22 protein-coding genes and 1 pseudogene are annotated in these 24,503 nt (G+C 65.7%); 18 read left to right on the top strand and 5 right to left on the bottom strand.

From position 1 onward, the window contains the following. Positions 1–145: 145 nt before the first annotated feature. Genes LMQ14_RS16090 through LMQ14_RS16080 form a run of 3 tightly spaced genes read left to right on the top strand, consistent with a single transcriptional unit; the run spans position 146 to position 3,292 of the window. On the top strand, positions 146–1,279 hold the full coding sequence (locus tag LMQ14_RS16090) for an AAA family ATPase (protein WP_267730564.1): 1,134 nt from the start codon (positions 146–148) through the stop codon (positions 1,277–1,279). After that, entirely contained in the window at positions 1,276–2,238 is a 963-nt protein-coding gene (locus tag LMQ14_RS16085; protein WP_267730563.1) for a DUF58 domain-containing protein, read from the top strand. Before LMQ14_RS16090 ends, LMQ14_RS16085 begins: the two co-directional genes overlap by 4 nt. A gap of 46 nt (positions 2,239–2,284) precedes the next feature. Further along, entirely contained in the window at positions 2,285–3,292 is a 1,008-nt protein-coding gene (locus tag LMQ14_RS16080; protein ID WP_267730562.1) for a VWA domain-containing protein, read from the top strand. A gap of 60 nt (positions 3,293–3,352) precedes the next feature. On the opposite strand, the pseudogene LMQ14_RS28300 reads toward LMQ14_RS16080, so the two are convergent. Continuing rightward, positions 3,353–3,433, bottom strand: a pseudogene (locus LMQ14_RS28300) (hypothetical protein); the annotation flags it as partial. A gap of 92 nt (positions 3,434–3,525) precedes the next feature. Here LMQ14_RS28300 and fabG1 point away from each other — a divergent pair. From fabG1 to LMQ14_RS16065, 3 genes are read left to right on the top strand one after another with little or no spacing between them, the layout of a single operon-like run. Then, on the top strand, positions 3,526–4,281 hold the full coding sequence (gene fabG1, locus LMQ14_RS16075; RefSeq protein WP_267730561.1) for a 3-oxoacyl-ACP reductase FabG1: 756 nt from the start codon (positions 3,526–3,528) through the stop codon (positions 4,279–4,281). A gap of 16 nt (positions 4,282–4,297) precedes the next feature. Continuing rightward, entirely contained in the window at positions 4,298–5,107 is an 810-nt protein-coding gene (gene inhA, locus LMQ14_RS16070) for an NADH-dependent enoyl-ACP reductase InhA (protein WP_267730560.1), read from the top strand. A gap of 6 nt (positions 5,108–5,113) precedes the next feature. Beyond that, positions 5,114–6,151, top strand: a complete 1,038-nt coding sequence (locus LMQ14_RS16065) for a ferrochelatase (RefSeq protein ID WP_420714523.1) — start codon at positions 5,114–5,116, stop codon at positions 6,149–6,151. Here the strand turns inward: LMQ14_RS16065 and LMQ14_RS16060 are convergent. Further along, positions 6,148–7,092, bottom strand: coding sequence for a hypothetical protein (locus LMQ14_RS16060; RefSeq protein ID WP_267730559.1), 945 nt, complete (start codon positions 7,090–7,092; stop codon positions 6,148–6,150). The genes LMQ14_RS16065 and LMQ14_RS16060 overlap by 4 nt on opposite strands. Positions 7,093–7,149: 57 nt before the next feature. Between LMQ14_RS16060 and LMQ14_RS16055 the strand changes: the two genes are divergently transcribed. The 3 genes from LMQ14_RS16055 to LMQ14_RS16045 are packed head-to-tail and all read left to right on the top strand — an operon-like array spanning position 7,150 to position 9,132. Then, positions 7,150–7,581 (top strand): NfeD family protein, encoded by a 432-nt coding sequence (locus LMQ14_RS16055; RefSeq protein ID WP_267730558.1) that lies wholly within the window; start codon positions 7,150–7,152, stop codon positions 7,579–7,581. Between the two features lie 48 nt (positions 7,582–7,629). Then, positions 7,630–8,766: an SPFH domain-containing protein gene (locus LMQ14_RS16050; RefSeq protein WP_267730557.1), complete on the top strand. Its 1,137-nt coding sequence runs from the start codon at positions 7,630–7,632 to the stop codon at positions 8,764–8,766. Positions 8,767–8,775: 9 nt separating this feature from the next. After that, on the top strand, positions 8,776–9,132 hold the full coding sequence (locus tag LMQ14_RS16045; protein ID WP_267730556.1) for a DoxX family protein: 357 nt from the start codon (positions 8,776–8,778) through the stop codon (positions 9,130–9,132). Between the two features lie 29 nt (positions 9,133–9,161). On the opposite strand, the gene LMQ14_RS16040 is transcribed toward LMQ14_RS16045, so the two are convergent. The 3 genes from LMQ14_RS16040 to LMQ14_RS16030 are packed head-to-tail and all read right to left on the bottom strand — an operon-like array spanning position 9,162 to position 11,302. Then, positions 9,162–9,446 carry a hypothetical protein gene (locus LMQ14_RS16040; protein WP_267730555.1) on the bottom strand — a complete coding sequence of 95 codons (285 nt, stop codon included), beginning with the start codon at positions 9,444–9,446 and terminating at the stop codon, positions 9,162–9,164. 49 nt (positions 9,447–9,495) lie between these two features. After that, the gene (locus LMQ14_RS16035; protein WP_267730554.1) at positions 9,496–10,494 is read right to left on the bottom strand and encodes an endopeptidase; all 999 of its coding nucleotides are present in this window, start codon (positions 10,492–10,494) and stop codon (positions 9,496–9,498) included. Between the two features lie 49 nt (positions 10,495–10,543). Further along, a complete protein-coding gene (locus LMQ14_RS16030; protein WP_420714522.1) occupies positions 10,544–11,302 on the bottom strand; it encodes a TVP38/TMEM64 family protein in 759 nt (252 codons plus the stop codon). Positions 11,303–11,492: 190 nt separating this feature from the next. On the opposite strand from LMQ14_RS16030, the gene mutA reads away from it, so the two are divergent. From mutA to LMQ14_RS15985, 9 genes are all read left to right on the top strand, one after another. Further along, positions 11,493–13,364 carry a methylmalonyl-CoA mutase small subunit gene (mutA, locus tag LMQ14_RS16025; RefSeq protein WP_267730553.1) on the top strand — a complete coding sequence of 624 codons (1,872 nt, stop codon included), beginning with the start codon at positions 11,493–11,495 and terminating at the stop codon, positions 13,362–13,364. A 4-nt stretch (positions 13,365–13,368) separates the two neighbouring features. Beyond that, the gene (gene scpA, locus LMQ14_RS16020; protein WP_267730552.1) at positions 13,369–15,621 is read left to right on the top strand and encodes a methylmalonyl-CoA mutase; all 2,253 of its coding nucleotides are present in this window, start codon (positions 13,369–13,371) and stop codon (positions 15,619–15,621) included. A 172-nt stretch (positions 15,622–15,793) separates the two neighbouring features. Next, positions 15,794–16,783: a methylmalonyl Co-A mutase-associated GTPase MeaB gene (gene meaB, locus LMQ14_RS16015; protein WP_267735541.1), complete on the top strand. Its 990-nt coding sequence runs from the start codon at positions 15,794–15,796 to the stop codon at positions 16,781–16,783. 63 nt (positions 16,784–16,846) lie between these two features. Continuing rightward, positions 16,847–18,133, top strand: a complete 1,287-nt coding sequence (locus LMQ14_RS16010; RefSeq protein WP_267730551.1) for a serine hydrolase domain-containing protein — start codon at positions 16,847–16,849, stop codon at positions 18,131–18,133. A gap of 262 nt (positions 18,134–18,395) precedes the next feature. Beyond that, positions 18,396–19,391 carry a sulfotransferase family protein gene (locus LMQ14_RS16005; RefSeq protein ID WP_267730550.1) on the top strand — a complete coding sequence of 332 codons (996 nt, stop codon included), beginning with the start codon at positions 18,396–18,398 and terminating at the stop codon, positions 19,389–19,391. A gap of 173 nt (positions 19,392–19,564) precedes the next feature. Beyond that, positions 19,565–20,686, top strand: a complete 1,122-nt coding sequence (locus LMQ14_RS16000; RefSeq protein WP_267730549.1) for an NAD-dependent epimerase/dehydratase family protein — start codon at positions 19,565–19,567, stop codon at positions 20,684–20,686. 179 nt (positions 20,687–20,865) lie between these two features. After that, a complete protein-coding gene (locus tag LMQ14_RS15995) occupies positions 20,866–21,966 on the top strand; it encodes a class I SAM-dependent methyltransferase (protein ID WP_267730548.1) in 1,101 nt (366 codons plus the stop codon). A gap of 185 nt (positions 21,967–22,151) precedes the next feature. Further along, the gene (locus tag LMQ14_RS15990; RefSeq protein ID WP_267730547.1) at positions 22,152–22,958 is read left to right on the top strand and encodes a TylF/MycF/NovP-related O-methyltransferase; all 807 of its coding nucleotides are present in this window, start codon (positions 22,152–22,154) and stop codon (positions 22,956–22,958) included. Positions 22,959–22,979: 21 nt separating this feature from the next. Then, positions 22,980–24,248: a glycosyltransferase gene (locus tag LMQ14_RS15985; RefSeq protein ID WP_267730546.1), complete on the top strand. Its 1,269-nt coding sequence runs from the start codon at positions 22,980–22,982 to the stop codon at positions 24,246–24,248. The last annotated feature ends 255 nt before the right edge of the window (positions 24,249–24,503 follow it).

Raw genomic sequence — 24,503 nt, 5'->3', positions numbered from 1 at the left:
GCTCGTCAGCGAAGCGCGACGTCGACGGAATCCCAGGGGCCTGGAATAGTTGGACAAAGGCACGTCGTTGCCGCACGACATTCGTCGTGATGGCAGTTGTGTCTGATTGAGCTTTGTCGGTTGAACCGGGAAGAGGATGTAGTAGATGACAGCAGCAGGTGGGCCGCCCCCGGGCGCCAGCGGTTACTCGGGTCCGGGCGGGCAGTCTGGTCCCGGAGCCCATGCCGCGCCGTCAGGTGGCGGCGACGGATTGGCTGCCGAAGTACACACCCTGGAACGGGCCATCTTCGAGGTCAAGCGGATCATCGTGGGTCAGGACCAGCTCGTCGAGCGAATGCTGGTCGGCCTGCTGTCCAAGGGCCACGTGTTGCTCGAAGGTGTGCCCGGCGTCGCCAAGACGCTGGCCGTCGAAACGTTCGCCAAGGTCGTCGGCGGCACCTTCGCCCGTATCCAGTTCACCCCCGACCTGGTGCCCACCGACATCATCGGTACCCGCATCTACCGGCAGGGCAAGGAAGAGTTCGACACCGAACTCGGCCCGGTCCACGTCAACTTCCTGCTCGCCGACGAGATCAACCGTGCGCCTGCCAAGGTGCAGTCGGCGCTGCTGGAGGTCATGGCCGAACGTCAGGTGTCGATCGGTGGCAAGCGATTCCCGCTGCCCAACCCGTTCCTGGTGATGGCGACGCAGAACCCGATCGAGCACGAGGGCGTCTACCAACTGCCCGAGGCGCAGCGCGACCGCTTCCTGTTCAAGATCAACGTCGGCTACCCGACGCCCGAGGAAGAGCGCGAGATCATCTACCGGATGGGCGTCAAGCCGCCACAGCCCAAGCAGATCCTGGACACCGGCGACCTGCTGCGGCTGCAGGATGTCGCGGCCAACAACTTCGTCCACCACGCGCTGGTCGACTATGTGGTGCGCGTCGTCACCGCCACCCGCCATCCCGAGCAGCTTGGCATGAACGACGTCAAGACCTGGATCTCGTTCGGCGCATCGCCGCGGGCCTCGCTGGGCATCATCGCGGCGTCCCGTTCGCTGGCGTTGGTGCGGGGTCGTGACTACGTGATCCCGCAAGACGTCGTCGAGGTCATTCCAGACGTGCTGCGTCACCGGTTGGTGCTGACCTACGACGCGCTGGCCGACGAGATCTCGCCCGAGATCGTGATCAACCGTATCCTGCAGACGGTTTCCCTTCCGCAAGTGAATGCCGTTCCGCAGCAAGGGCATTCGGTACCGCCGGTGATGCAGGCTGCGGGCGCGGCTAGCAATCGGTGACCGATCCGAAACCCGCCGCCAAGTCCGCGGCTCTACATCCGCCGTCGTTTCAGCGCGGGCAGCTCGACGACCCGAAATTGTCGGCGGCGCTGCGCACGCTCGAGCTCACGGTCCGGCGCAAGCTCGACGGTGTCCTGCACGGTGACCATCTCGGCTTGATCCCCGGGCCGGGTTCGGAACCGGGGGAGTCGCGCGAGTATCAGCCCGGCGACGACGTCCGGCGGATGGACTGGGCGGTCACCGCGCGCACCACCCACCCGCACGTTCGGCAGATGATCGCCGACCGCGAGCTGGAAACCTGGATGGTGGTCGACATGTCGGCCAGCCTCGACTTCGGCACCACGGTCTGCGAAAAGCGTGACCTGGCGGTGGCGGCCGCGGCCGCGATCACGTTCCTCAACAGCGGCGGTGGCAACCGGCTCGGTGCCCTCGTCACCAACGGGGCAACGACGGTGCGGGTGCCGGCGCGGTCCGGGCGTCAACACGAGCAGACGCTGTTGCGCACGATCGCGACCATGCCCAAGGCCCCGGTGGGAGTGCGCGGCGACCTGGCGGTGGCCATCGACGCGTTGCGCCGGCCGGAACGCCGACGCGGGATGGCCGTGATCATCAGCGATTTCCTGGGTCCAATCAACTGGATGCGCCCGCTGCGTGCGATCGCGGCCCGCCACGAGGTGCTGGCCATCGAAGTGCTCGACCCGCGCGATGTCGAACTGCCCGACGTGGGCGACGTCGTGCTGCAGGACGCCGAGACCGGTGTGACCCGTGAATTCACCGTCGATGCGCAACTGCGGGACGACTTCGCCAAGGCGGCCGCGGCGCATCGTGCCGACGTGGCCAGAACGGTGCGCGGTTGTGGCGCACCGGTTTTGACGCTGCGCACCGACCGCGACTGGATCGCCGACATCGTCCGCTTCGTGGAGTCCCGCCGGCGCGGGGCTATGGCGGGGCGCCAGTGACTCGCGCTTTTCCTGAGGCGGTCATCCACAGCAAGACGGGTCTGCGATGACAATGCCGTTGCTCGGCACGATGTCGCTGTCCGGTTTCGCTCACGCGTGGTTCTTCCTTTTCCTGCTCGTGGTCGTCGCGCTGGCCGTGCTGTACGTGCTGATGCAGCTGGCCCGCCAGCGGCGGATGCTGCGATTCGCCAACATGGAGCTGCTGGAAAGCGTGGCCCCCAAGCGGCCCGCCAAATGGCGGCATGTGCCGGCGATCCTGCTGGTTGCGTCGCTGGTGCTGTTCACCATCGCGATGGCGGGACCGACGAACGACGTCCGGATTCCCCGCAACCGCGCGGTGGTGATGCTGGTGATCGACGTATCGCAATCGATGCGTGCCACCGACGTCGAACCCAACCGGATGGCCGCCGCGCAGGAGGCGGGCAAGCAGTTCGCCGACGAGCTCACCCCGGGCATCAACCTCGGGCTGATCGCCTACGCGGGGACCGCGACGGTGCTGGTGTCGCCGACGACCAACCGCGAGGCGACCAAGATCGCGCTCGACAAGCTCCAGTTCGCCGACCGCACCGCCACCGGGGAGGGGATCTTCACCGCGCTGCAGGCCATCGCCACGGTCGGTGCGGTCATCGGGGGCGGCGACAAGCCGCCCCCGGCCCGCATCGTGCTGTTCTCCGACGGTAAGGAGACGATGCCGACGAACCCGGACAACCCCAAGGGCGCCTATACCGCTGCGCGCACCGCCAAGGACCAGGGTGTGCCCATCTCGACGATCTCGTTCGGCACGCCGTACGGCTTCGTCGAGATCAACGACCAGCGCCAGCCGGTGCCGGTCGACGACGAGACGATGCGCAAGGTCGCCCAGCTCTCCGGCGGCAATTTCTACAACGCCGCGACCCTGCAGGAGCTCAAGGCCGTCTACTCGTCGCTGCAGCAGCAGATCGGCTACGAGACGATCAAGGGGGATGCCAGCGTGGGCTGGCTGCGCCTGGGTGCGCTGGTGTTGGCGCTGGCAGCGCTGGCGTCGTTGCTGATTAACCGAAGACTGCCGACCTAGCGTCCTTTCCTCGCGAACCTAACCTGGCTGCGATTTTCGGCCCGGATTTTCGCAGTGCGGTTAGCCTCGCGAGGCGCGCGCTTCCCGCACTCGATGAATGATGTCGTCGGGATGGTTCTCGGCAACGACCCGAACCACGATCTAGGTTCGCGGCGAGAACGCGAGCCGGTGATGCGGCCTCGTCTCAGCAAGCCGATTGCGGTGCCGCCGCGCCGAGACGATAAGTTGGCCAAGTGACTGAAACAGCCACCGAGCTCGCCGCCGGCAGCGGCAAACCCGCATTCGTATCCCGTTCGGTCCTGGTCACCGGTGGAAACCGGGGGATCGGGCTGGCTATCGCGCAGCGGCTGGCAGCCGACGGCCACAAGGTAGCCGTCACGCACCGCGGATCCGGGGCGCCCGAGGGTCTGTTCGGCGTCGAGTGCGACGTCACCGACAACGAGGCCGTCGACCGCGCCTTCAAGGAGGTCGAGGAGCACCAAGGTCCGGTGGAGGTACTGGTGTCCAACGCGGGCATCTCCAAGGATGCGTTCCTCATCCGGATGACCGAGGAACGGTTCGAAGAGGTCATCAACGCCAACCTCACCGGGGCGTTCCGGGTGACTCAGCGTGCGTCACGCAGCATGCAGAAAAAGCGTTTCGGCCGGATCATCTACATCGGCTCGGTCTCCGGCAGCTGGGGCATCGGCAACCAGGCCAATTACGCGGCCGCCAAGGCCGGCTTGATCGGCATGGCCCGCTCGATTTCCCGCGAGCTGTCCAAGGCCGGGGTCACGGCGAATGTGGTGGCCCCGGGCTATATCGACACCGAGATGACTCGTTCCCTGGACGAGCGGATCCAGGAGGGCGCGCTGGAGTTCATCCCCGCCAAGCGGGTCGGCACCGCCGAGGAGGTTGCCGGGGTAGTCAGCTTCCTGGCGTCCGAAGATGCCAGCTACATCGCCGGTGCGGTCATCCCGGTCGACGGCGGCATGGGCATGGGCCACTGAGAGACGAAGGACGGAAATGGCAGAACTACTCGAAGGCAAGCGGATCCTCGTCACGGGGATCATCACCGACTCGTCGATCGCCTTTCACATCGCCAAGGCGGCGCAGGAGGCCGGCGCGCAGCTGGTGCTGACCGGGTTCGACCGGTTGCGGCTGATTCAGCGCATCGCCGACCGGCTGCCGGAGCAGGCCCCGCTGATCGAACTCGATGTGCAGAACGAGGAGCATCTCGCTTCTCTCGCGGACCGGGTCAGCGCCGAGATCGGCGAAGGCAACAAACTCGACGGTGTGGTGCACTCCATCGGCTTCATGCCGCAGACGGGGATGGGCATCAACCCGTTCTTCGACGCGCCCTACGAGGACGTGGCCAAGGGCATCCACATCTCGGCGTACTCCTACGCCTCGCTGGCCAAAGCGGTACTGCCGATTATGAATTCGGGCGGCTCCATCGTCGGTATGGACTTCGACCCGACTAGGGCGATGCCGGCCTACAACTGGATGACGGTCGCCAAGAGCGCGCTGGAGTCGGTCAACCGATTCGTGGCTCGCGAGGCCGGCAAGTCCGGTGTGCGCTCGAATCTTGTTGCTGCCGGACCGATCCGGACGCTCGCAATGAGCGCGATCGTCGGTGGCGCGCTCGGCGAGGAGGCGGGTGCGCAGATGCAGCTGCTCGAGGAGGGCTGGGATCAGCGCGCCCCGATCGGCTGGAACATGAAGGATCCGACACCGGTCGCCAAGACGGTTTGCGCGCTGCTTTCGGATTGGCTGCCGGCGACCACCGGCACCATCATCTACGCCGACGGCGGCGCCAGCACCCAATTGCTATAGACAGCAATGGATTTCGATGCAGTCCTGCTGCTGTCCTTCGGCGGACCAGAGGGCCCTGAGCAGGTTCGGCCGTTCCTGGAGAACGTGACCCGGGGCCGCAATGTGCCGCCGGAACGGCTCGACGACGTCGCCGAGCACTACCTGCATTTTGGCGGCGTCTCACCGATCAATGCCATCAACCGCGCGCTGATCGCGCAATTGGAAGCCGCGCTGGCTGACCGCGGCCTGCAGCTGCCGGTGTATTTCGGCAACCGCAACTGGGCGCCGTACGTCGAAGAGACAGTAACGGCGATGCGCGACAACGGCGTTCGTCGGGCCGCGGTGTTCACTACGTCGGCGTGGAGCGGGTATTCCAGCTGCACGCAGTATTCCGAAGACATCGCCCGCGCCCGTGCGGCCGCCGGGCCCGATGCGCCCGAGTTGGTCAAGCTGCGACCCTATTTCGACCACCCGCGGTTCGTGCAGATCTTCGCCGACACCATCGGTGCGGCCTCCGGTGCCTTGACCGCTGAGCAACAGGCCGGTGCGCGTCTGGTGTTCACCGCACATTCGATTCCGGATGCCGCCGACCAGCGTCTCGGGCCGCGGCTGTACAGCCGCCAAGTTGCCTACGCCGCAAGCCTTGTCGCGGCGGCCGCCGGATACACCGACTACGACCTGGCCTGGCAGTCTCGCTCGGGTCCGCCGCAGGTGCCGTGGCTGGAACCCGATGTCGCCGACCATCTCACCACGCTGGCCGCCGCGGGCACCAAGGCGGTCATCATCTGCCCGATCGGTTTTGTGGCCGACCACATCGAGGTGGTGTGGGACCTCGACTACGAGTTGGCGTCCCAGGCCGAGGCGGCCGGCGTGGCCCTGGTGCGGGCTTCGACGCCCAACGCCCATCCACGTTTCGCGCAACTGGCCGCCGACCTGATCGACGAACTGCGGTACGGCCGCGCGCCCGAGCGGGCGAGTGGTCCCGACCCGGTGGCGGGCTGCCTGGCCAGCATCAACGGTGCGGCGTGCGGTCCGCCGCATTGCGTTGCGCGAGTAGACGGTTAGTCGGCCCAGGCCGAGTGCAGGATCGCGTTCACTGCGGCCATTCGCGCGGAACGCACCACCGCGTTGAGCGGCCGCAGTGCGTCGCCGGCGATCCGTGCCTCCGACGACGATTGGGTGCCTACCGGCTCCAAGCCGGCGGCGATGGGCGCGGTGGAACGGTCGGGCGAGTCGGCCCGGCTGAGCCCCGCGCTGACCGCGATGATCGCGTCGACATGCGCGGCGTTCTCCAGCACCCGCAATGCGCGCGACGGCGCGTGGTCGGGAATCCGGTGTTGCCGTGCGGATTCCAGCAACTGCTCGACGAGTCCGCGCGGATCGTCGATGTCGCTGGCCGATCCCAGTCCGATGGCGCCGAGCGCATCGGCGGCCGAACGCACCGCCGACCGCAGCGAGTATTCGGCATCGCCCAGCTCGTGGTGATCGAACACCGGTGCGCCCGGCAATGAATACACCGTCCATGCCAACGCACACAGTTCCGATGCACCCGGGTCGTCGTCGCCGGCCTCTTCGAGATCGGCGTAGGAGAACTCGGGGACCAGGCCGACGGCCGCGGTGGGATCGTCGGGGTGGGCGACGATCACCGCCTCACCCGCGGCCAGGGCGTCGCGCTCGAACTGTGTCCCAGGGGCCAGGCCGCGCACGTCGCCGGGAACCGGCAACACCACGTTGATCGTCCCGGGCAGTGGGCCCGGGGCCGCGGCGGCCCCCGGCAGCGTCACCCGGCCAACCGCGGCGCGCAGCGTCTGCAATAACGAGACGGTTCCGGCGTCGTGGACGTCGGGCCACGGCAGCCCGGTGTGACCGGCTGCGACGGCATCATACGCGGTGACGGATTGCTTTGGCGCCCAAAGAGATAACGCGTCCAACACGTCGTCGGGCGCGGCCTTGCCCGCGAGCCAGGCGTTGGCCCACACGGACAGCGAAACACTCGGACACCACATGATCACGCAGTGTAGTTGTTCGGTCCGGCAAAGGCGGATCACGCGTATTGTGACGGCATGGCGATCGCGCTGAGCTGGCTAATCTTCGCGCTGGCCCTTGCCGGTGCCGAGGCGTTGACGGGCGATATGTTCCTGTTGATGTTGGGGGGCGGTGCGGTCGCAGCGTCGGCCACCGCGTGGCTCACGGACTGGCCGATCCTGGCCGACGGCGCGGTGTTCCTGGTCGTCTCGGTCCTGCTGGTCGTGCTGGTCCGGCCGGCTTTGCGCCAGCGAATGACCCCGAAGTCGCTGCCGACGGGCATCGAGGCGCTCGAAGGCAAATCCGCATTGGTGCTTGCTCGGGTCGCCCGCGATGAGGGCCGGGTGAAGCTGGACGGCCAGGTGTGGACGGCGCGGCCGTTCAACGACGGCGACGTCTACGAGCCAGGCGAATCGGTCACCGTCGTGCACATCGACGGCGCGACGGCGATGGTACTCAAACACGAGTAGCCGACCGGCACAGACGCTGCGAAGACGCTGCGAGAGAAAGGAACTCCGGTGGAAGGTGCGGTTGCAGGTTTGGTGTTGCTGGCCGTCCTGGTGATCTTTGCGATCATCGTGGTGGCCAAGTCCGTTGCGTTGATCCCGCAGGCCGAGGCGGCGGTGATCGAGCGGCTGGGCCGGTATAGCCGCACGGTGAGCGGGCAGCTGACGTTGTTGGTGCCGTTCATCGACCGGATCCGGGCGCGAGTCGACTTGCGCGAGCGGGTGGTGTCGTTTCCGCCCCAGCCGGTGATCACCGAGGACAACCTGACCCTCAACATCGACACCGTGGTCTACTTCCAGGTCAGCGTGCCACAGGCGGCCGTCTACGAAATCAGCAACTACATCGTCGGCGTCGAGCAGCTCACCACGACCACGCTGCGCAACGTGGTCGGCGGCATGACGCTGGAGCAGACGCTGACCTCGCGCGACAAGATCAACGCCCAGCTGCGTGGCGTGCTCGACGAGGCGACCGGCCGCTGGGGTCTACGGGTCGCGCGAGTGGAGCTGCGCAGCATCGACCCGCCACCGTCGATTCAGGCCTCGATGGAAAAGCAGATGAAGGCCGACCGGGAGAAGCGGGCAATGATCCTGACCGCCGAAGGCACCCGGCAGGCCGCGATTACCCAGGCCGAAGGCGCCAAGCAATCGCAGATCCTGGCCGCCGAGGGCGCCAAGCAGGCCGCGATCCTGGCCGCCGAGGCCGACCGGCAATCGCGCATGCTGCGGGCCCAAGGTGAGCGCGCCGCGGCCTATCTGCGGGCGCAGGGGCAGGCCAAGGCCATCGAGAAGACGTTCGCCGCGATCAAGGCCGGCCGGCCCACCCCGGAGATGCTGGCCTACCAGTACCTGCAGACGCTGCCGGAGATGGCCCGCGGTGACGCCAACAAGGTGTGGGTGGTGCCCAGCGACTTCAGCGCGGCGCTGCAGGGTTTCACCAGGCTGCTGGGCACGCCGGGTGAGGACGGGGTATTCCGCTTCCAGCCGTCACCCGTCGAGGACGTGCCCAAACACTCGGCCGACGCGGAAGACGCCGAGGTGGCCGATTGGTTCTCCACCGAGACCGATCCCAAGATCGCCCAGGTGGTCGCCAAGGCCGAGGCGATAGCCGGCCAGGCGATCGACGGCCAGCCGCCGGAATTGACCCAATAGGATCGCCGGATGAGTGCTTTGACATCTCCGAAGACCTACACGGCGCTGGGCGCGTTCCACGCCGTCGATGCGGTGTTGTGTGGCATCCAGGTGCCGCCCATCAAGAAGGTTTTGGACGACGTGGGACTTCCGGACAACATTCGGCCCGTGTTGCCGGTGGTGAAGGCGGCCGCCGCGGTCGGCTTGTTGTCGGTCACCCGTTTTCCCGGCCTCGCCAGGCTCACGACGGCGATGCTGACGCTGTACTTCGTGTTGGCGGTGGGCGCGCATGTGCGAGTGCGCGACAAGGTCGTCAACGGCCTTCCGGCCGCGCTGTTTTTGACGCTGGTCGCCGCGATGACGGTGAAGGGACCGGACCAGAGCTAGTCCGGCTATCGCGAATGTGCTTGTGCTGCTTAGGGTCCCGGCGGTAACGGCGGCACAGGCACGGCGCTCGGTGCCGGCGCCGGCGCGACGCTGGCCGGAGCGGCAGGCGGCGCGGGATATGCCGGCGCCGATGTTGACGAGAACGGCGGCGGATAAGGCGGCGGCGGCAGCTGCACCCGGATGGTGAAGACCAACCCTGTGATCGCGAACGCGGCGATCGCGCCGACGATCAGGCCAACCAGCCCGGCAGCGACCAGCGCCGCAGTGGAAAAGCGCCGTCCGGGCGCGCCGGTGTGAGTGTTGTCGGAGGTCATGTCGGTCCCCACGTTGCTCGTCGTATTGAGGGCGGTAGTGCGCCGGCCGTCAGCGCGGTCCGGGTTGTTGTGCGGTCACGACGGTCAGGTGCCATTTGTCCAGCCACGGCTGCACAAGCTCGGCAACCGAGAATCTAGCCGGGGCCAGGCATCCCGCGGTGGGATTGGCGGGATTGCTGCCCCGGATGTCGATGCCGACCGCGGCGGCGGTGCCGTCGTTTTGGATGAGATACACCGGGCCGCCGGAATCGCCGCATTGGCCGCCCGCCGCGAACGACACCTTGCTGTCGGTGATGTCGAAGATCGCCCCGCATTGGGCCTCACCACTGCTCATGCCGAACTTGCACAGCTCCTGTCCGATCGACAGGGCGGTGGTGACCCCCGTGATCGGCAACGTGGCAGCGACGGCCGGACTCTGCGGGACTTTGTCGCCGTCGAGCAGAATCAGGCCGATGTCGTGCTGCTCGTTGTGAACCCCCTCGTTGACGGTCTGGATGAACGTGCCCAGCGTTGCGTACGGCAGGACCCCGCCGAGGTTCATCACCACCTTGCTTAGTTTGCGCGACCGATTGCAGTGGCCGGCCGTCAGTACACCGGCCACTCCGGCGCTGGTCCGCACCAAAAACCCAGCCGTACAACCCATTCCGCCGGAACCGTCGGGGTATTCGACGTAGATGCCCGCACCCGGGCCCACGGCAGCGGACGCGGGCAAGGCAATCGGCGTCAGGTCGGGCTGCGATGGTTCCTGGGTGTACTCGACATTCTTGGGCGTCAGCCAGATGGCAGCCATACACACGACAGCGGCGAACGCCGCGCCGATCGTCAGCCACGAGGTATGCGCCCGTTCCCGCGGTGCCGGTGGGTGAAGGACGACCGGTGCGGCCAGGACGCCGCCGGACGGAACGCGATTCAGCTTGATTCGGTCGAGCAGGAAGGACAAGACCGCGACGGCCACCGAGGCGAGGGCGCCGAGCAGAAGCATCAGCAGGCCGGCCCGCGACGGCTGCAGGCCGAAGCTCGCAAGCTGCTGCGCGTAGACCCGCTCCATTGAGTAGATCTTTCAGGCAACTAGCGGCGCACTCAACAGTGCGGCGCAGTTAGCTAAAAATGACCGGCTCGGAGGCAGGCTCCTCGGGATGCCGCGCGTGGTGATGCCGGCGGTAATGACGTATTTCGAGAAACAGCCCCGTCAGCCCGAGAGCGCTGGTGACCAACGACACGAGGAACAGCAGCGGGCTGGGGTGACCGGCCAGCGCGTCGCCGAGGAAAACGACCGCGGCGGTCCCGGGCAGCAGGCCGGCCAGCGTGGCCAGCGTGTAAGGCAGGATGCCGACGGCGGACGCGGCGGCCGCATAGTTTACCACGGAGAACGGCAGCACCGGAATCAGTCGCAGCGACAAGACCGACACCCAGCCCCGCTCGCGCAGGCGCTGGTCAGCTCGTTGGATCGCGCGATAGCGAACCAGCCGGCCCAGCCGCCATCCCGCGGCGCGGACCAAGACCAGGGCCAGCACCGCGCTCGCCGTGCTGGCGACCACCGCGATCAGCACACCCAGGGCCGGACCGAACAGCAGCCCCGCGGCCAGGGTGAACGCCGTGCGGGGAACCGGCACCACCGTGACGACGATGTGCGCCACCAGAAATGCCAACGGGAACCACGGCCCCAGCGATTGGGCCCAATCGCGCAGTTGCAGCGCGCCGGGCAGCGGAACCCACAGCGCCACGACGACCAAGACTGTGATACCGACCACTGCCGCGATGGCGCGCGGCCGGGACAGCTGGCGCACGCTCGCGCCCAGCGCGCGCGAGAGACTGCGCAGCATGCTGGCTGTTTTTGTGGTGGCGGGACCCGTCACGTCACTCCACGTTACGGGCAGGAAATGAATAACTTGTATCCCGAGCCTGGTGTTTCGCGCATACCCTGGCCCGATCCCGTCACCCGCGGTTTTTTGCGACGGAGGCAATCATTTAGCCTGATTAGCAAGTCGAGTGTTGCTCGCCAACCTCAAGCAACGTTGCCAATAGCTGCGAAAACAGGAGCAGTCGGTGTCCATTGATGTACCCGAGCTCGCCGGCCTGGAACAGGTCCGCGAGCGCTGGCGCACCGCGGTTGCCGGTGTGCTTGCCAAGAGCACCCGCAAGGAACCCGCCGAGTTGGGCGAACAACCCGAGCAGCTGCTGGACACACCGACCTACGACGGGTTCGCGGTTCGCCCGCTCTACACCGCGTTCGACGAGCTGCCCGAGCCGTCACTGCCCGGCGAGTGGCCCTACCTGCGCGGCTCCGACCCCTTCCGCGACGTTAAGTCCGGCTGGAAGGTCCTCGAGGCGTTCCCGTCCGCGGGAGCCACCGCCGCTGAAACCAACGCGGCCGTGCTGGGGGCGCTCGGCGACGGGGTCAGCGCGCTGCTGCTCCGAGTGGGGGCGGACGGCGTCGCACCGCAGGAGCTTGAGGGGCTGCTCGCGGGTGTCTACCTGAGCATGGCGCCGATCATCCTGGAGGCCGGCGCCGACTATGCGGCGGCGGCCGACGCGATGCTGGCTCTGGTCGCCGAGGTCGAATCCGACCAGCGCGCCACCTTGTCGATAGACCTGGGCGCCGACCCGTTGACCGCGGCACTGAGCGAGCGTCCCGCGCCGACGATCGACGACGTCGTCGCGGTCGCGTCGCGGGTGACCGACGATCGCGGCGTGCGGGCCATCACCGTCGACGGACCCGCGTTCCACAACCTTGGCGCCAACGCGACGTGGGAGCTGGCCGGCGGCATCGCGGCCGCGGTCGCGTATCTGCGGGTGCTCACCGAGTCGGGGATCCCGGTCCGCCGGGCGCTGGGCCAGATCAGTTTCCGGCTGGCCGCCGACGATGACCAGTTCCTGACGATCGCCAAAATGCGTGCCGTGCGCCAACTGTGGGCGCGGGTAGCGGATGTCGTTGGAGAGCCCGACGCCGGCGGGGCGATCGTGCACGCCGAGACGTCGCTGCCGATGATGACCCAGCGCGATCCGTGGGTGAACATGCTGCGCAGCACACTGGCCGCCTTCGGCGCCGGCGTTGGCGGTGCCGACACCGTGCTGGTCTTCCCGTTCGACATCGCGATCCCGGGCGGGTTTCCCGGCACGGCGCGAAGCTTCGCGCGCCGGATCGCCCGCAACACCCAGCTGCTGTTGTTGGAGGAGTCGCACGTCGGCCGGGTGCTGGACCCCGCCGGCGGATCGTGGTTCGTCGAAGACCTCACGAAACGGCTTGCCGAGGGCGCCTGGGAGCATTTTCAGGCCATCGAGGGCCGCGGCGGATTCGTCAACGCGCGTGACTACATCGCCGAGGCGATCGCCGATACTGCCGCACGACGTGCCGACGACATCGCGCATCGCCGCACTGCGATCACCGGCGTCAACGAATTTCCGAATCTAGCCGAACCTGCACTGCCGCAAAGCGATTCGATCGGCCAGCCCGATGTCGGGAACTTGCAGCGCTACGCCGCGGGATTCGAGGCGCTGCGTGATCGCTCGGATGCCTTCCTGGCGCGCACCGATTCCCGCCCCAAGGCGCTGTTGCTTCCGCTGGGCCCGCTGGCCGAGCACAACATCCGCACCACGTTCGCGGCGAACCTGCTGGCGTCGGGCGGCATCGAGGCCGTCAACCCGGGAACGCTCGACGCCGACGGGATCGCCGCGGCGGTGTCCGATGCGGGATCGCCTGCCGTGGCGGTGATCTGCGGCACCGACAAGCGCTACGGAACCGAGGTGGCCGCAATCGTCGACGCGGCGCGCAACGCCGGCGTATCGCGGGTCTACTTGGCCGGACCGGAAAAAGCGATCGCCGATACCGATCCGGAGCACCGGCCCGACGAATACCTGACAGCCAAAATCAATGCGATCGAAGCCCTTTCGGATCTGCTCACTCGGTTGGGGGCGTAACACGATGACCACGTCTACTCCTGTGATCGGCAGTTTCGCCGACATTCCACTGCACGGCGATCGTGAGGGGCGCCAACCCACCGAAGCCGCGGTGGACGAGCACGTCGCCGCGGCCGCCGCCGCGCACTGGTACACGCCGGATCAGCTGGTCTGGCATACGCCGGAAGACATTGCCGTCAAACCCGTTTACATCGCCGCCGATCGGGCCGCCGCAGAGGCCGACGGGTACCCGCTGAACAGCTTCCCGGGTGAACCGCCGTTCGTGCGCGGCCCGTACCCGACGATGTATGTCAACCAGCCGTGGACAATCCGGCAATACGCCGGTTTCTCCACCGCCGCGGAGTCCAACGCGTTCTACCGCCGCAACCTGGCCGCCGGGCAGAAGGGTCTGTCGGTGGCGTTCGACCTGGCCACTCACCGCGGCTACGACTCCGACCATCCCCGCGTGCAGGGTGATGTCGGAATGGCGGGCGTGGCAATCGATTCCATCCTGGACATGCGGCAGCTGTTCGACGGGATCGACCTGTCGACGGTGTCGGTGTCGATGACGATGAACGGCGCCGTGCTGCCGATTCTGGCGCTATACGTGGTGGCCGCCGAGGAGCAGGGGGTACCGCCGGAGAAGCTGGCCGGCACCATCCAGAACGACATCCTCAAAGAGTTCATGGTGCGCAACACCTACATCTACCCGCCGAAGCCGTCGATGCGAATCATCTCCGACATCTTCGGCTACACCAGCGCCAAGATGCCGAAGTTCAACTCCATTTCGATCTCCGGCTACCACATCCAAGAGGCAGGCGCCACAGCCGATTTGGAGCTGGCCTACACGCTGGCCGACGGTGTCGACTACATCAAGGCAGGTCTGGACGCCGACCTGGACATCGACAAGTTCGCGCCGCGGCTGTCCTTCTTCTGGGGCATCGGGATGAACTTCTTCATGGAAGTCGCCAAGTTGCGCGCGGGCCGGTTGCTGTGGAGCGAACTGGTCAGCCAATTCGACCCGAAGAGCGCGAAATCGCTGTCGCTGCGCACACATTCGCAGACCTCGGGCTGGTCGCTCACCGCACAGGATGCGTTCAACAACGTCGCCCGAACCTGCATCGAGGCGATGGCCGCGACCCAGGGCCATACCCAGTCGCTGCACACCAACGCGCTGGACGAGGCGCTCGCGCTGCCCACCGACTTCTCCGCCCGGATCGCTCGTAACACCCAGCTGGTGCTGCAGCAGGAGTCGGGCACCACGCGGCCGATCGACCCCTGGGGCGGCTCCTATTACGTGGAGTGGCTGACCCATCAGCTCGCGCAGCGGGCACGTGCTCACATCGCCGAGGTCGCCGAGCACGGCGGTATGGCCCAGGCCATCGACGACGGCATTCCCAAGCTGCGCATCGAGGAGGCCGCCGCGCGAACCCAGGCCCGGATCGACTCCGGGATCCAGCCCGTGGTCGGGATCAACAAGTACCAGGTCGAAGAGGACCAGGAGGTCGAGGTCCTCAAGGTCGAAAACAGCCGGGTGCGCACCGAACAGCTGGCCAAGCTGAAAGACCTGCGCGCAAGCCGGGATTCGCAGGCCGTCGAAGCCGCTCTGGCCGAGTTGACCCGGGCAGCTGGAGCGCACGGCCGCGCCGGGGAAGATGGGCTGGGCAATAACCTGCTGGCGCTGGCCATCAACGCGGCACGGCACAAGGCCACGGTGGGGGAGATCTCGGATGCGCTGGAGAAGGTCTACGGCCGACACCAGGCGGAAATTCGTACGATCGCCGGCGTCTATCGCGACGAAGCCGGAAAGGCTCCGAACATGGCAACCGCCACCGAACTAGTCGAGAAGTTCGCCGAGGCCGACGGCCGCCGGCCCCGGATTCTGGTGGCCAAGATGGGCCAGGACGGCCACGACCGCGGTCAGAAGGTGATCGCGACGGCATTCGCCGACATCGGGTTCGACGTGGACGTCGGATCGCTGTTCTCCACACCCGAGGAAGTGGCCCGCCAGGCCGCCGACAACGACGTGCATGTGGTCGGGGTGTCCTCGCTGGCCGCCGGACACCTGACCCTGGTGCCCGCACTGCGCGACGCGCTGGCCGAGGTGGGTCGGTCCGACATCATGGTCGTGGTCGGTGGCGTCATTCCGCCCGGCGACTTCGACGAGCTCTACGCCGCGGGGGCCGCCGCCATCTTCCCGCCCGGGACGGTGATCGCCGACGCCGCGATCGGCTTGCTGCACAAGCTCGCCGAGCGGTTGGGCTACGACCTCAGTTAGGTCGGATCGCAATGGTCACACCAGCCACACTGGTCTTCGCGCCGAGGACACCGATTTTGCCCGCCTCTGAGCGACTACTTGGCGGGAGCGCTGAGTGCCGCGGACCTTCGCGCCCGAATTGTCGCTCGGAGGCGGGCACAACGTCGTATCCCGCCGTTCGCTGGCGGGCCCGATGACATCCGAGGGCAAAGACACCGTCGACAAACTGGCCAAAGCTATTCGCGGCGGCGATCGTGCGGCGCTGCCACGGGCTATCACGATGCTGGAGTCCACCCGCGCCGACCATCGCGAGCGCGCGCAGCAGTTGCTGCTGGATTTGCTGCCCGACTCCGGAAACGCCCATCGCGTGGGCATCACCGGGGTCCCCGGGGTTGGAAAGTCCACCACCATCGAGTCGCTGGGCATGCATCTGATCGACCGCGGCCATCGGGTGGCGGTCCTGGCGGTCGACCCTTCGTCGACGCGGACCGGCGGCTCCATCCTCGGCGATAAGACCCGGATGTCGCGGCTGGCGGCGCACCCCGACGCCTACATCCGGCCATCGCCGACGTCGGGCACCCTGGGCGGCGTAGCAAAGGCCACCCGGGAGACCGTCGTCCTCCTTGAGGCCGCTGGTTTCGACGTGATCCTGATCGAAACCGTCGGTGTCGGCCAGTCCGAGGTGGCCGTGGCCAACATGGTCGACACCTTCCTGCTGCTGACCCTGGCCCGCGCCGGGGACCAGCTACAGGGCATCAAAAAGGGCGTGCTCGAGCTGGCCGACATCGTCGTGGTCAACAAGGCCGACGGCGAGCACCTGGCCGAGGTGCGCAAAGCCGCCCGGGAGCTCTCGTCGGCGATCAGGCTGATCTACCCGCGCGAAACCCTATGGCGACCACCGGTTCTCACGATGAGCGCGATGGAGGGGAGTGGTCTGACCGAGATGTGGGACACCGTCGAGCGGCACCGTGAGGTGCTCACTGAGGCCGGAGAGTTCGAAGCCCGACGACGCGCGCAGCAGGTCGACTGGACCTGGCAGATGGTCCGGGACACGGTCCTGGACCGGGTGCTGTCCAACCCGGCGGTGCGCAAGATGCGCGCCGACCTGGAGCGGCAAGTCAAAGCGGGCGAGCTGACACCCGCGATGGCGGCCCAGCAAATACTAGACGCTGCGTCTCGCTAACGGTCTGGTCAATTATTGAAGTTCTGCACTTGGGCACTGTGAAATGCAAGTAAATTTGAATTCGTGACGGTAGACAACGGGGTCGCTCGCCGCACGAACCCCTCCCACGATGTCCCTGACGCAGGTCATCGTGTGTTCGGTGCGGTGGACCCAAACTTCTCTTGCGTTGTACGCGGTTTTTCGAGCCTGTTCCCCGGCCGCCGCTTCGGCGGTGGAGCGCTGGCGGTCTACCTCGATGGCCAACCGGTTGTCGACGTGTGGACGGGCTGGTCGGACCGGGCGGGCCAGGTGCCCTGGACGGCAGACCGGGCGCCGATGGTGTTCTCCGCGACCAAGGGCATGGCCGCGACGGTTATCCACCGGCTCGCCGATCGGGGGCTGATCGACTACGAAGCCCCCGTTGCCGAGTACTGGCCGGAGTTCGGGGCCAACGGGAAATCGACTCTCACCGTGCGCGAGGTGATGAGGCACCGGGCCGGACTGTCGGGCTTGCGGGGCGCGACCCAGGAAGACTTGCTGGATCACCTCGTGATGGAACAGCGCCTGGCCGCGGCTCCGCCCGGTCGCCTGCTGGGCAAACCGGCCTACCACGCGCTGACCTTCGGCTGGCTGATGTCCGGCCTGGCCCGGGCAGTAACCGGCAAAGGCATGCGACAGCTGATTCGTGAGGAGCTGGCCGAGCCACTGGGCACGGACGGCATGCACCTGGGCCGGCCGCCCGCCGGGTCCCCCACGCGCGTAGCCGAGATCATCATGCCGCAGAGCATCATCGGTAACCCGGTAGTCGGCTCGGTGGCAACCAAGGTCGCCACCCAACTGTCTCCCGGATTCCGTTCGTTGTACTTCCGCGGCGTCATGGCTGCCGTACAGGGCGATATTCCACTGCTGGACGCCGAGATGCCGGCAGCGAACGGGGTGGCGACGGCTCGCGGGCTGGCGCGGATGTACGGCGCCATCGCCAACGGCGGTGAGATCGACGGCACCAGGTTCTTGTCGCCGGAGATCGTCGCCGGGCTGACCGGGCGGCGCAGCCTGAAACGGGACCGAAACATCATGGTGCCCTTGTCATTCCACCTGGGTTATCACAGCGTCCCGTTCGGCAATGTGATGCCGGGCTTCGGGCACGTCGGGATGGGCGGGTCGTTCGGCTGGGCCGACCCCGCGTCGGGGCTGGCATTCGCGTTCGTGCACAACCGGCTGTTGTCGCCGTTCCTGGTGCTGGATCACTCCGGGGTGGCCACGCTGGGCAATCTGCTCCGGGTGGGTGTCGGCAAGGCCCGCAAGCGCGGTTTCCGGCCTGTCACCGAGTTCGGGGCACCGTTCAGCGAGCCCGACGCCGCCGTCGGCTGAGGCGCGTTTCCCTGCAAAATTCCGGTTCCGGCGATAACATCATCGAACCCTCGGTGGTGAACGCCCGGTTGCCAGCCAACGAACCACGAGGTTAGGGGCCGAGCGAAAGGCTTTCCGGTGCGCATAGCCAAATACGCAACCGACCTGCCCATGTTTATTTTCTTGCCAACCCGTCAATTACCCGCGCGATGAGTAGAAGCCGATGTAGCGCCGCGGCGCACAGGACAGTGATCCGCGCCGTATCCCGCCTGGAGCCGTGTTCGTGACGGCGACGGTCGGCCGGGCCGAGAACGCGCGCCAGGCCAAGAGCGCATATCGCAGGGTCGTCCTGTTCGTGCTCGGGCCGCAACGGTCGGGAACGTCGGCAATCACGCGCGTTCTTTCGCTCTCCGGTGGTGCGCTGCCCGCCGGGATGCTGGGCGCGGACGCGGGCAATCCGCGTGGCTATTGGGAACCGCGTAAAGCCATCGCCATCAACGAAACCATCCTCTATCGCCACAAGAGCGCCTGGTTCGACCCGTCACTGCGTTCGATGGACGACGACGTGCTTGACGCCAACGAGAAGGCTGCCTGCATCGCTCAGATCGAGGACTATCTCACCGGGCTGCCTACCGCACCGCTGCTGGTGATCAAGGAGCCCCGAATAACCACGCTGTCGCACCTCTGGTTCGAAGCCGCGCGGCGGACCGGGTTCGAGGTTGCGGCCGTAATCGCGGTACGCCATCCCATGGAGGTGATCTCGTCCGTGGCCGCGACCTGGCAAGTTTCGCGGGAGCTCTCGGGTGCCTTGTGGTTGAAATACAGCCTGCTGGCAGAGCGATACACACGCGACCTGCCGCGCGTTTTCGTCGACTACGCCGACTTCCTTGACAACTGGCGCCGGGAAATAAAACGGATCTCCACGACACTTGATGTCGAGCTGAACACCCAGCAAGAGGCCGCAATCGAGGAGTTCCTCTCTGCTGATCTCCGGCGCCAGCGACACTCGGGATGCGTGAAAGGGCTCGGCGGCGCGGACTGGATTTCCACCGTCCACGACACGCTCTGCGCAAGTGCGCACGACGAGCCGCTGGACGGGGCCCCACTCGATCGCATTTACGAGTCGTATCGCGCGAACGAACATGAGTTGCGCTCGGCCTTCGAGGATTTCCGCGCCCTTTCCAAGAGAGCCCTGTACCGCTTCCTGCGGCCCTCGATCGCGATGCCGATGATGGAGTTTGTCGCGATGGCACACCGGCGCCGGGGGACCTGGGCCTAGCGATTCGCCGGCCTGCCGAAAAACGTTGTCCTGCAGACCCATAGTCGCCATGGGATGTGGGCCACATCGGAATTGCTGCGTATATCCGGAATGCCGCCAGTGGGCGGACGGTCCCTCGATATGATCGACCGGACCCATTGACGAACGGGAGACGTTAGCTCTTGTCACAATCCGTGCTTATCACTGGTGGAGCTGGATTCATCGGGTCTGCGTTGTCGCGCCGCCTGGTCACAGCCGGTTATGACGTCGCTGTGATGGATGTCCTGCACCCGCAGGTGCACGCCCCAGGTCAGGCGATCGATTTGCCGACATCCGTGCGGTTATTAACCGGCGACGTCACCCACGCACCTGACTGGGATGCGGTGCTTCGGTTGTTCCGTCCGTCGCAGATCGTCCATTTGGCGGCCGAGACGGGAACGGCACAGTCGCTCTCCGAGGCGACCCGCCATGGTTCGGTCAACGTGGTCGGTACCACGCAGCTTCTTGATGCCTTGAGCCGCTCGGGACTAGTGCCCGATCAGCTTGTCGTGGCGTCATCGCGGGCTGTCTACGGCGAGGGCGCTTGGCAGTGCGGCGCCCAAATCTTCTATCCGCGGCCGCGCAGTCATGCGCAGCTGGTCGCGGGTATCTGGGATCCGCAAAGCCCCACGGGTGAACCGGCGGTGCCACTTCCGAGCCGCGCGGGCCGAACCGAGCCCCGGCCGACCAACGTCTACGCGGCGACAAAGCTCGCCCAGGAGCACACGTTGGCAGCCTGGACCGCCGCACACGACACGAATGTGAGTGTGCTGCGCCTGCAGAACGTCTACGGGCCGGGCCAGTCGCTGACCAATTCGTATACCGGAATTGTTGCTCTCTTCGCACGGTTGGCGCGCGAGCAGCATTCGCTGGAGGTTTACGAAGACGGTCGGATCGTGCGCGATTTCGTATATATCGACGACGTGATCGATGCCCTGTTCGCGGCGGTGCAGCAACCCGCGGCCGAGCAACGTTGCCTGGACATCGGATCGGGCACCCCAACAACGATTCATGAGCTGGCGCAAACGATCAGCGCCGTTTGCGGGGCCCCCGAACCGGTCGTCGTATCGAAATTCCGCGACGGCGATGTGCGGGCCGCGAGCTGCGACATCGAGCCTGCCAAGGAAGCGCTGGACTGGCGCCCGAAGTGGACGCTCGATGACGGTTTGCAAAAACTGCTGGAATGGATTGGGCAGCAGAGCGAAAACCCTTCCGCAGCAACCGATCACGCACCCGAATCAAACCGCTCGGTAGCGGAACATGCCGGACGGAACTAACAGGTCGAATACCTGCTGGCGCCTCCGCTGCCGCCGGCCAGTGGTCAGGCGCCCCGGTGGCTTGGATGCGATGAAGCCGGGTTCGCTGGCGACCCAGGGCGATTTATGGGCAATCGTGTGATTCATTCATTAACTTAGAGGGATTCGCCTTAATCTAGCCAGGAGAGGGAGGTGAACCGGTGGGCGTTGGGGTCGACAGGCAGCCAGTGGAGCGGACGGCAGTTCATCGTCTGTGGAAAGCGGTCCTGATTGGCAGTGCGCTCGTCGTGGTTACGGCATGCTTCTTCGTGCCGGCTCTGCTCATCCCAATCGGCGCACTGCTGCTGTTGCTGGTAGTGGGACGAATCGTTTATCCGGGGCGGGATCGCTACATTCCCAACCTGTATGCCCGTGACACCAGGATTTATGACGACGCCTACCGTGAGTTCATTCATCACACGATGTCGGATTTGCGTCGGCGCCGAATTCGAAGCCACACATTGTTGTCGGAGGCTTCGAGCCTGGCGGGGCCATCTCTGGGGGACTCCGACGAACTAATCCTCGACCTCGGCGTCTGGATCGGATGGTCGACAAGGCTCATCTCGGATGCGAGCGACCGGATGGTTTACGGTTTCGACAGCTTCGAGGGCCTCGTCGAGGACTGGAAACTTGAGGACCATGTCGTCAAGCGCGGAACATTTTCTTTGTCAGATCCGTTCGCGCAACGTTTTATGCACGCTACCGGTGTGAGTTTCCACGAGGGCCTGCCCGATGCCCTGGGTCGTAAAGTCCAGTTCATCAAGGGAAGTACCTATGACACGCTGGCCCCATTTCTCGCTGAGCGGCCAAATGCGCCGATCAGGCTCTTTCATATGGATTTGGACACCTATGAGAGTTGCCTGCACGCGCTAGAAACGTGCAAGGAGCACTTCGTCCCGGGGTCGATTCTTGTCTTCGACGAATACCTTGTCACCAACGGCGAAATGCGGGCCTTCTTCGAGTTTCAGTCACGCTACGAACTGGAATGGCAATACCGAGCTTGGGGCCTCGAGATGATGGAGATGAATCTCGAGATGGTTACTGCCGGATGGAAACGCGCCTTCTATCGCATGGTCGCGATTCCGGTGTATTGGCTGATCGGGGAGGGTAGCTTCGCCGTGAAGTTCTTGCGCAAGCCGTTTTGGCGATTTTGGCTGGGTGCTCCGATAGGCGACATGGCTTTCCTGCTTGGTGCCGCCGGGTCGCGGAAGTCGGTGAGTCTCGAGATTTCCGGTCTGGGTAAGCTCGAACGGACGCGCTAGCTAACGGGCGATTGGCGGTAGACTGCCACACGCTGTGGGGCTCGGTAAGTTCGCGAGCGTGATGGCCGGCCGCGCCGGAGGCTCGAAGGATAACCGCGAAACGCGTTGGCGGCATCGGTGGACGTCTAGGCTGAACAACCGATTGACAACATGGGAGTAAGAGGTATGGCAAGTAAGGGGCAGTTTTGACCGCGACCGAAACTGACTCGCGATCGGCGTATCTCGACCTGCTCCGTCGCGATCTCACCAGATACGGTCAGGACCAGTTGGTGCCCGTCGGGTGGTACCGCCTGGGCCGGCCCGTGCTCAATACCCGCAATTTTATGCTGGTCCGTAAATATCCCTTTGACCAGCATGCGCGGGAGTTGGGCCTGGATTGGCCGACGGACGCCCTGACGATGATTGGAATGCAGCGGCTGACCAGCCTGCAGCATTGCGTCGAGACGGTGCTGGCCGACGGGGTTCCGGGCGACCTGGTCGAGTGTGGTGTGTGGCGCGGCGGCGCTTCGATATTGATGCGTGCGGTTCTTTCGGCTTACGGAGACCAAACGCGACGTGTCTGGCTGGCCGATTCGTTTGCCGGTGTGCCACCCCCAGATGTTGCGAACTACAAAGCCGATAAAGGGATTAAGCTGCACCGCCACGCGAAAATATTGGGCGTCCCGGAGGCGGAAGTCAGGGCGAATTTCGAGCGATATGGGTTGCTCGATGACCAGGTCCGCTTTATCCCCGGCTGGTTCAAGGACACGTTGGCTGATGCTCCGGTTGAGCAGATCTCGGTGCTGCGGCTGGACGGCGATCTGTACGAATCGACGATTCAGGCCCTCGATGCCCTTTACCCGCGCTTGTCGTCCGGAGGCTATTGCATTATCGACGACTACCATGCGCTGAAAGCGTGTGAGCAGGCTGTCGCCGACTACCGCGAGAAGCACGGGATATCCGCCAAGATCGAAGAAATCGACGGCACCGGTGTGCTCTGGCGCAAGCCATAAAACCTAAGGCCTGAGTTCGCAATGAAATTCGTGCTGGCAAATTACGGAACTCGGGGCGATGTCGAGCCCTCCCTCGTTGTCGCACGCGAGCTGCAGCGCAGAGGCCACGACGTGCAGATGGCCGTCGCGCCCGACCTGATGGAATTCGTCGAGGCGGCCGGGCTTCCGGCGGTGTCCTACGGGCTGGACACGCGGAGCTGGCTGGACGTGTACCGCAACCTCTGGACGACGTTCTTCAGCAGGTTCTGGCGGGTCCGGCAGCTGAGACGGCTGTGGCGCGAGATGTGGGAGCTCAGCGACCAGTGCTGGAGACAGATGAACACGACACTGGTGTCCCTGGCCGATGGTGCCGACCTGCTGTTCGCCGGGTTGAGTTACCAGGAGCCCGCCGCCAATGTCGCCGAGTATTACGACATTCCATTGGCCACGCTGCATCACGTCCCGATGCGGCCCAACGGCCAAGTCGTTTCGTTCCTGCCGCCGCCGCTGGCCCGCTATTCGATGACGGTGTTCGACTGGTTCTGCTGGCGGCTGAACAAGAAGGTCGAGGACGCGCAACGCCGTGAACTCGGCCTGCCGAAGGCAAGCGGCCCGTCTCCCGCACGGATCGCTGGACGGCAATCCCTGGAGATCCAGGGCTACGACGCGGCTTGCTTTCCCGGACTGGCAGCCGAGTGGGCGAAATGGGACGGCCACCGTCCCTTCGTCGGCACGCTGACGATGGAGCTAACGACCGAGGTCGACGACGAGGTCACATCTTGGATTGCCGCGGGCACGCCGCCAATTTGCTTTGGTTTCGGCAGCATGCCGGTGGAATCTCCAGCCGAGACCATCGAGATGATCAGTGCGGCCTGCGCGGAGTTGGGCGAGCGGGCATTGGTGTGTGCCGGGTGGAGCGACTTCAGCGGCGTCCCGCAATTCGACCATGTCAAGGTGGTGGGCGCGGTGAACTACGCAAAAGTCTTTCCCGCCTGCCGCGCCGTCGTGCACCACGGCGGCTCGGGAACCACGGCCGCCAGCATGCGCGCGGGGGTTCCCACCTTGATTCTCTCGATGGACCCCAACCAGACGATCTGGGGCGCGCAGCTCAAACGACTGAAAGTCGGGACCACCCGCCGCTTTTCGAGTACCAGCCGCGAATCGTTGATCACGGACCTGCGCCAGATCCTTGTCCCGGAATACGCGACCCGAGCGCGTGAACTCGCCACCCGGATGACAAAACCCGCCGAGAGTGTCAGCACCGCTGCCGATCTGGTGGAAGAGTTCGCTCGCGCGAAGCATTTTGCCTAATCGGCGAGCGCGGCTTTCCCTCCCGAGGCAACGTTCCATTCGTCTCGTTTGCTGCAAATGCACAAACTTTGCCGAGGCTTTGAATTGTTGAATATTAAATCCACAGACCACCTTTGGTCTTCCCATCACGTCCTCTGATGGCCCAGAGTAGCTGGCTACCTAGGAACGGCGATGTGTGCGCGGCGGTGGCGAATTTCGGTTCGGCCCCGGACGGTGAAAGAACGGTGTGAACCGGGAGTAAACACGCGAGCGTGG

It is taken from the genome of Mycobacterium sp. Aquia_213, from assembly GCF_026625985.1.
Lineage (GTDB): Bacteria > Actinomycetota > Actinomycetes > Mycobacteriales > Mycobacteriaceae > Mycobacterium.
Note: the sequence above shows the minus strand (reverse complement) of the source record. Positions and strands in the feature narration are given on the sequence as shown.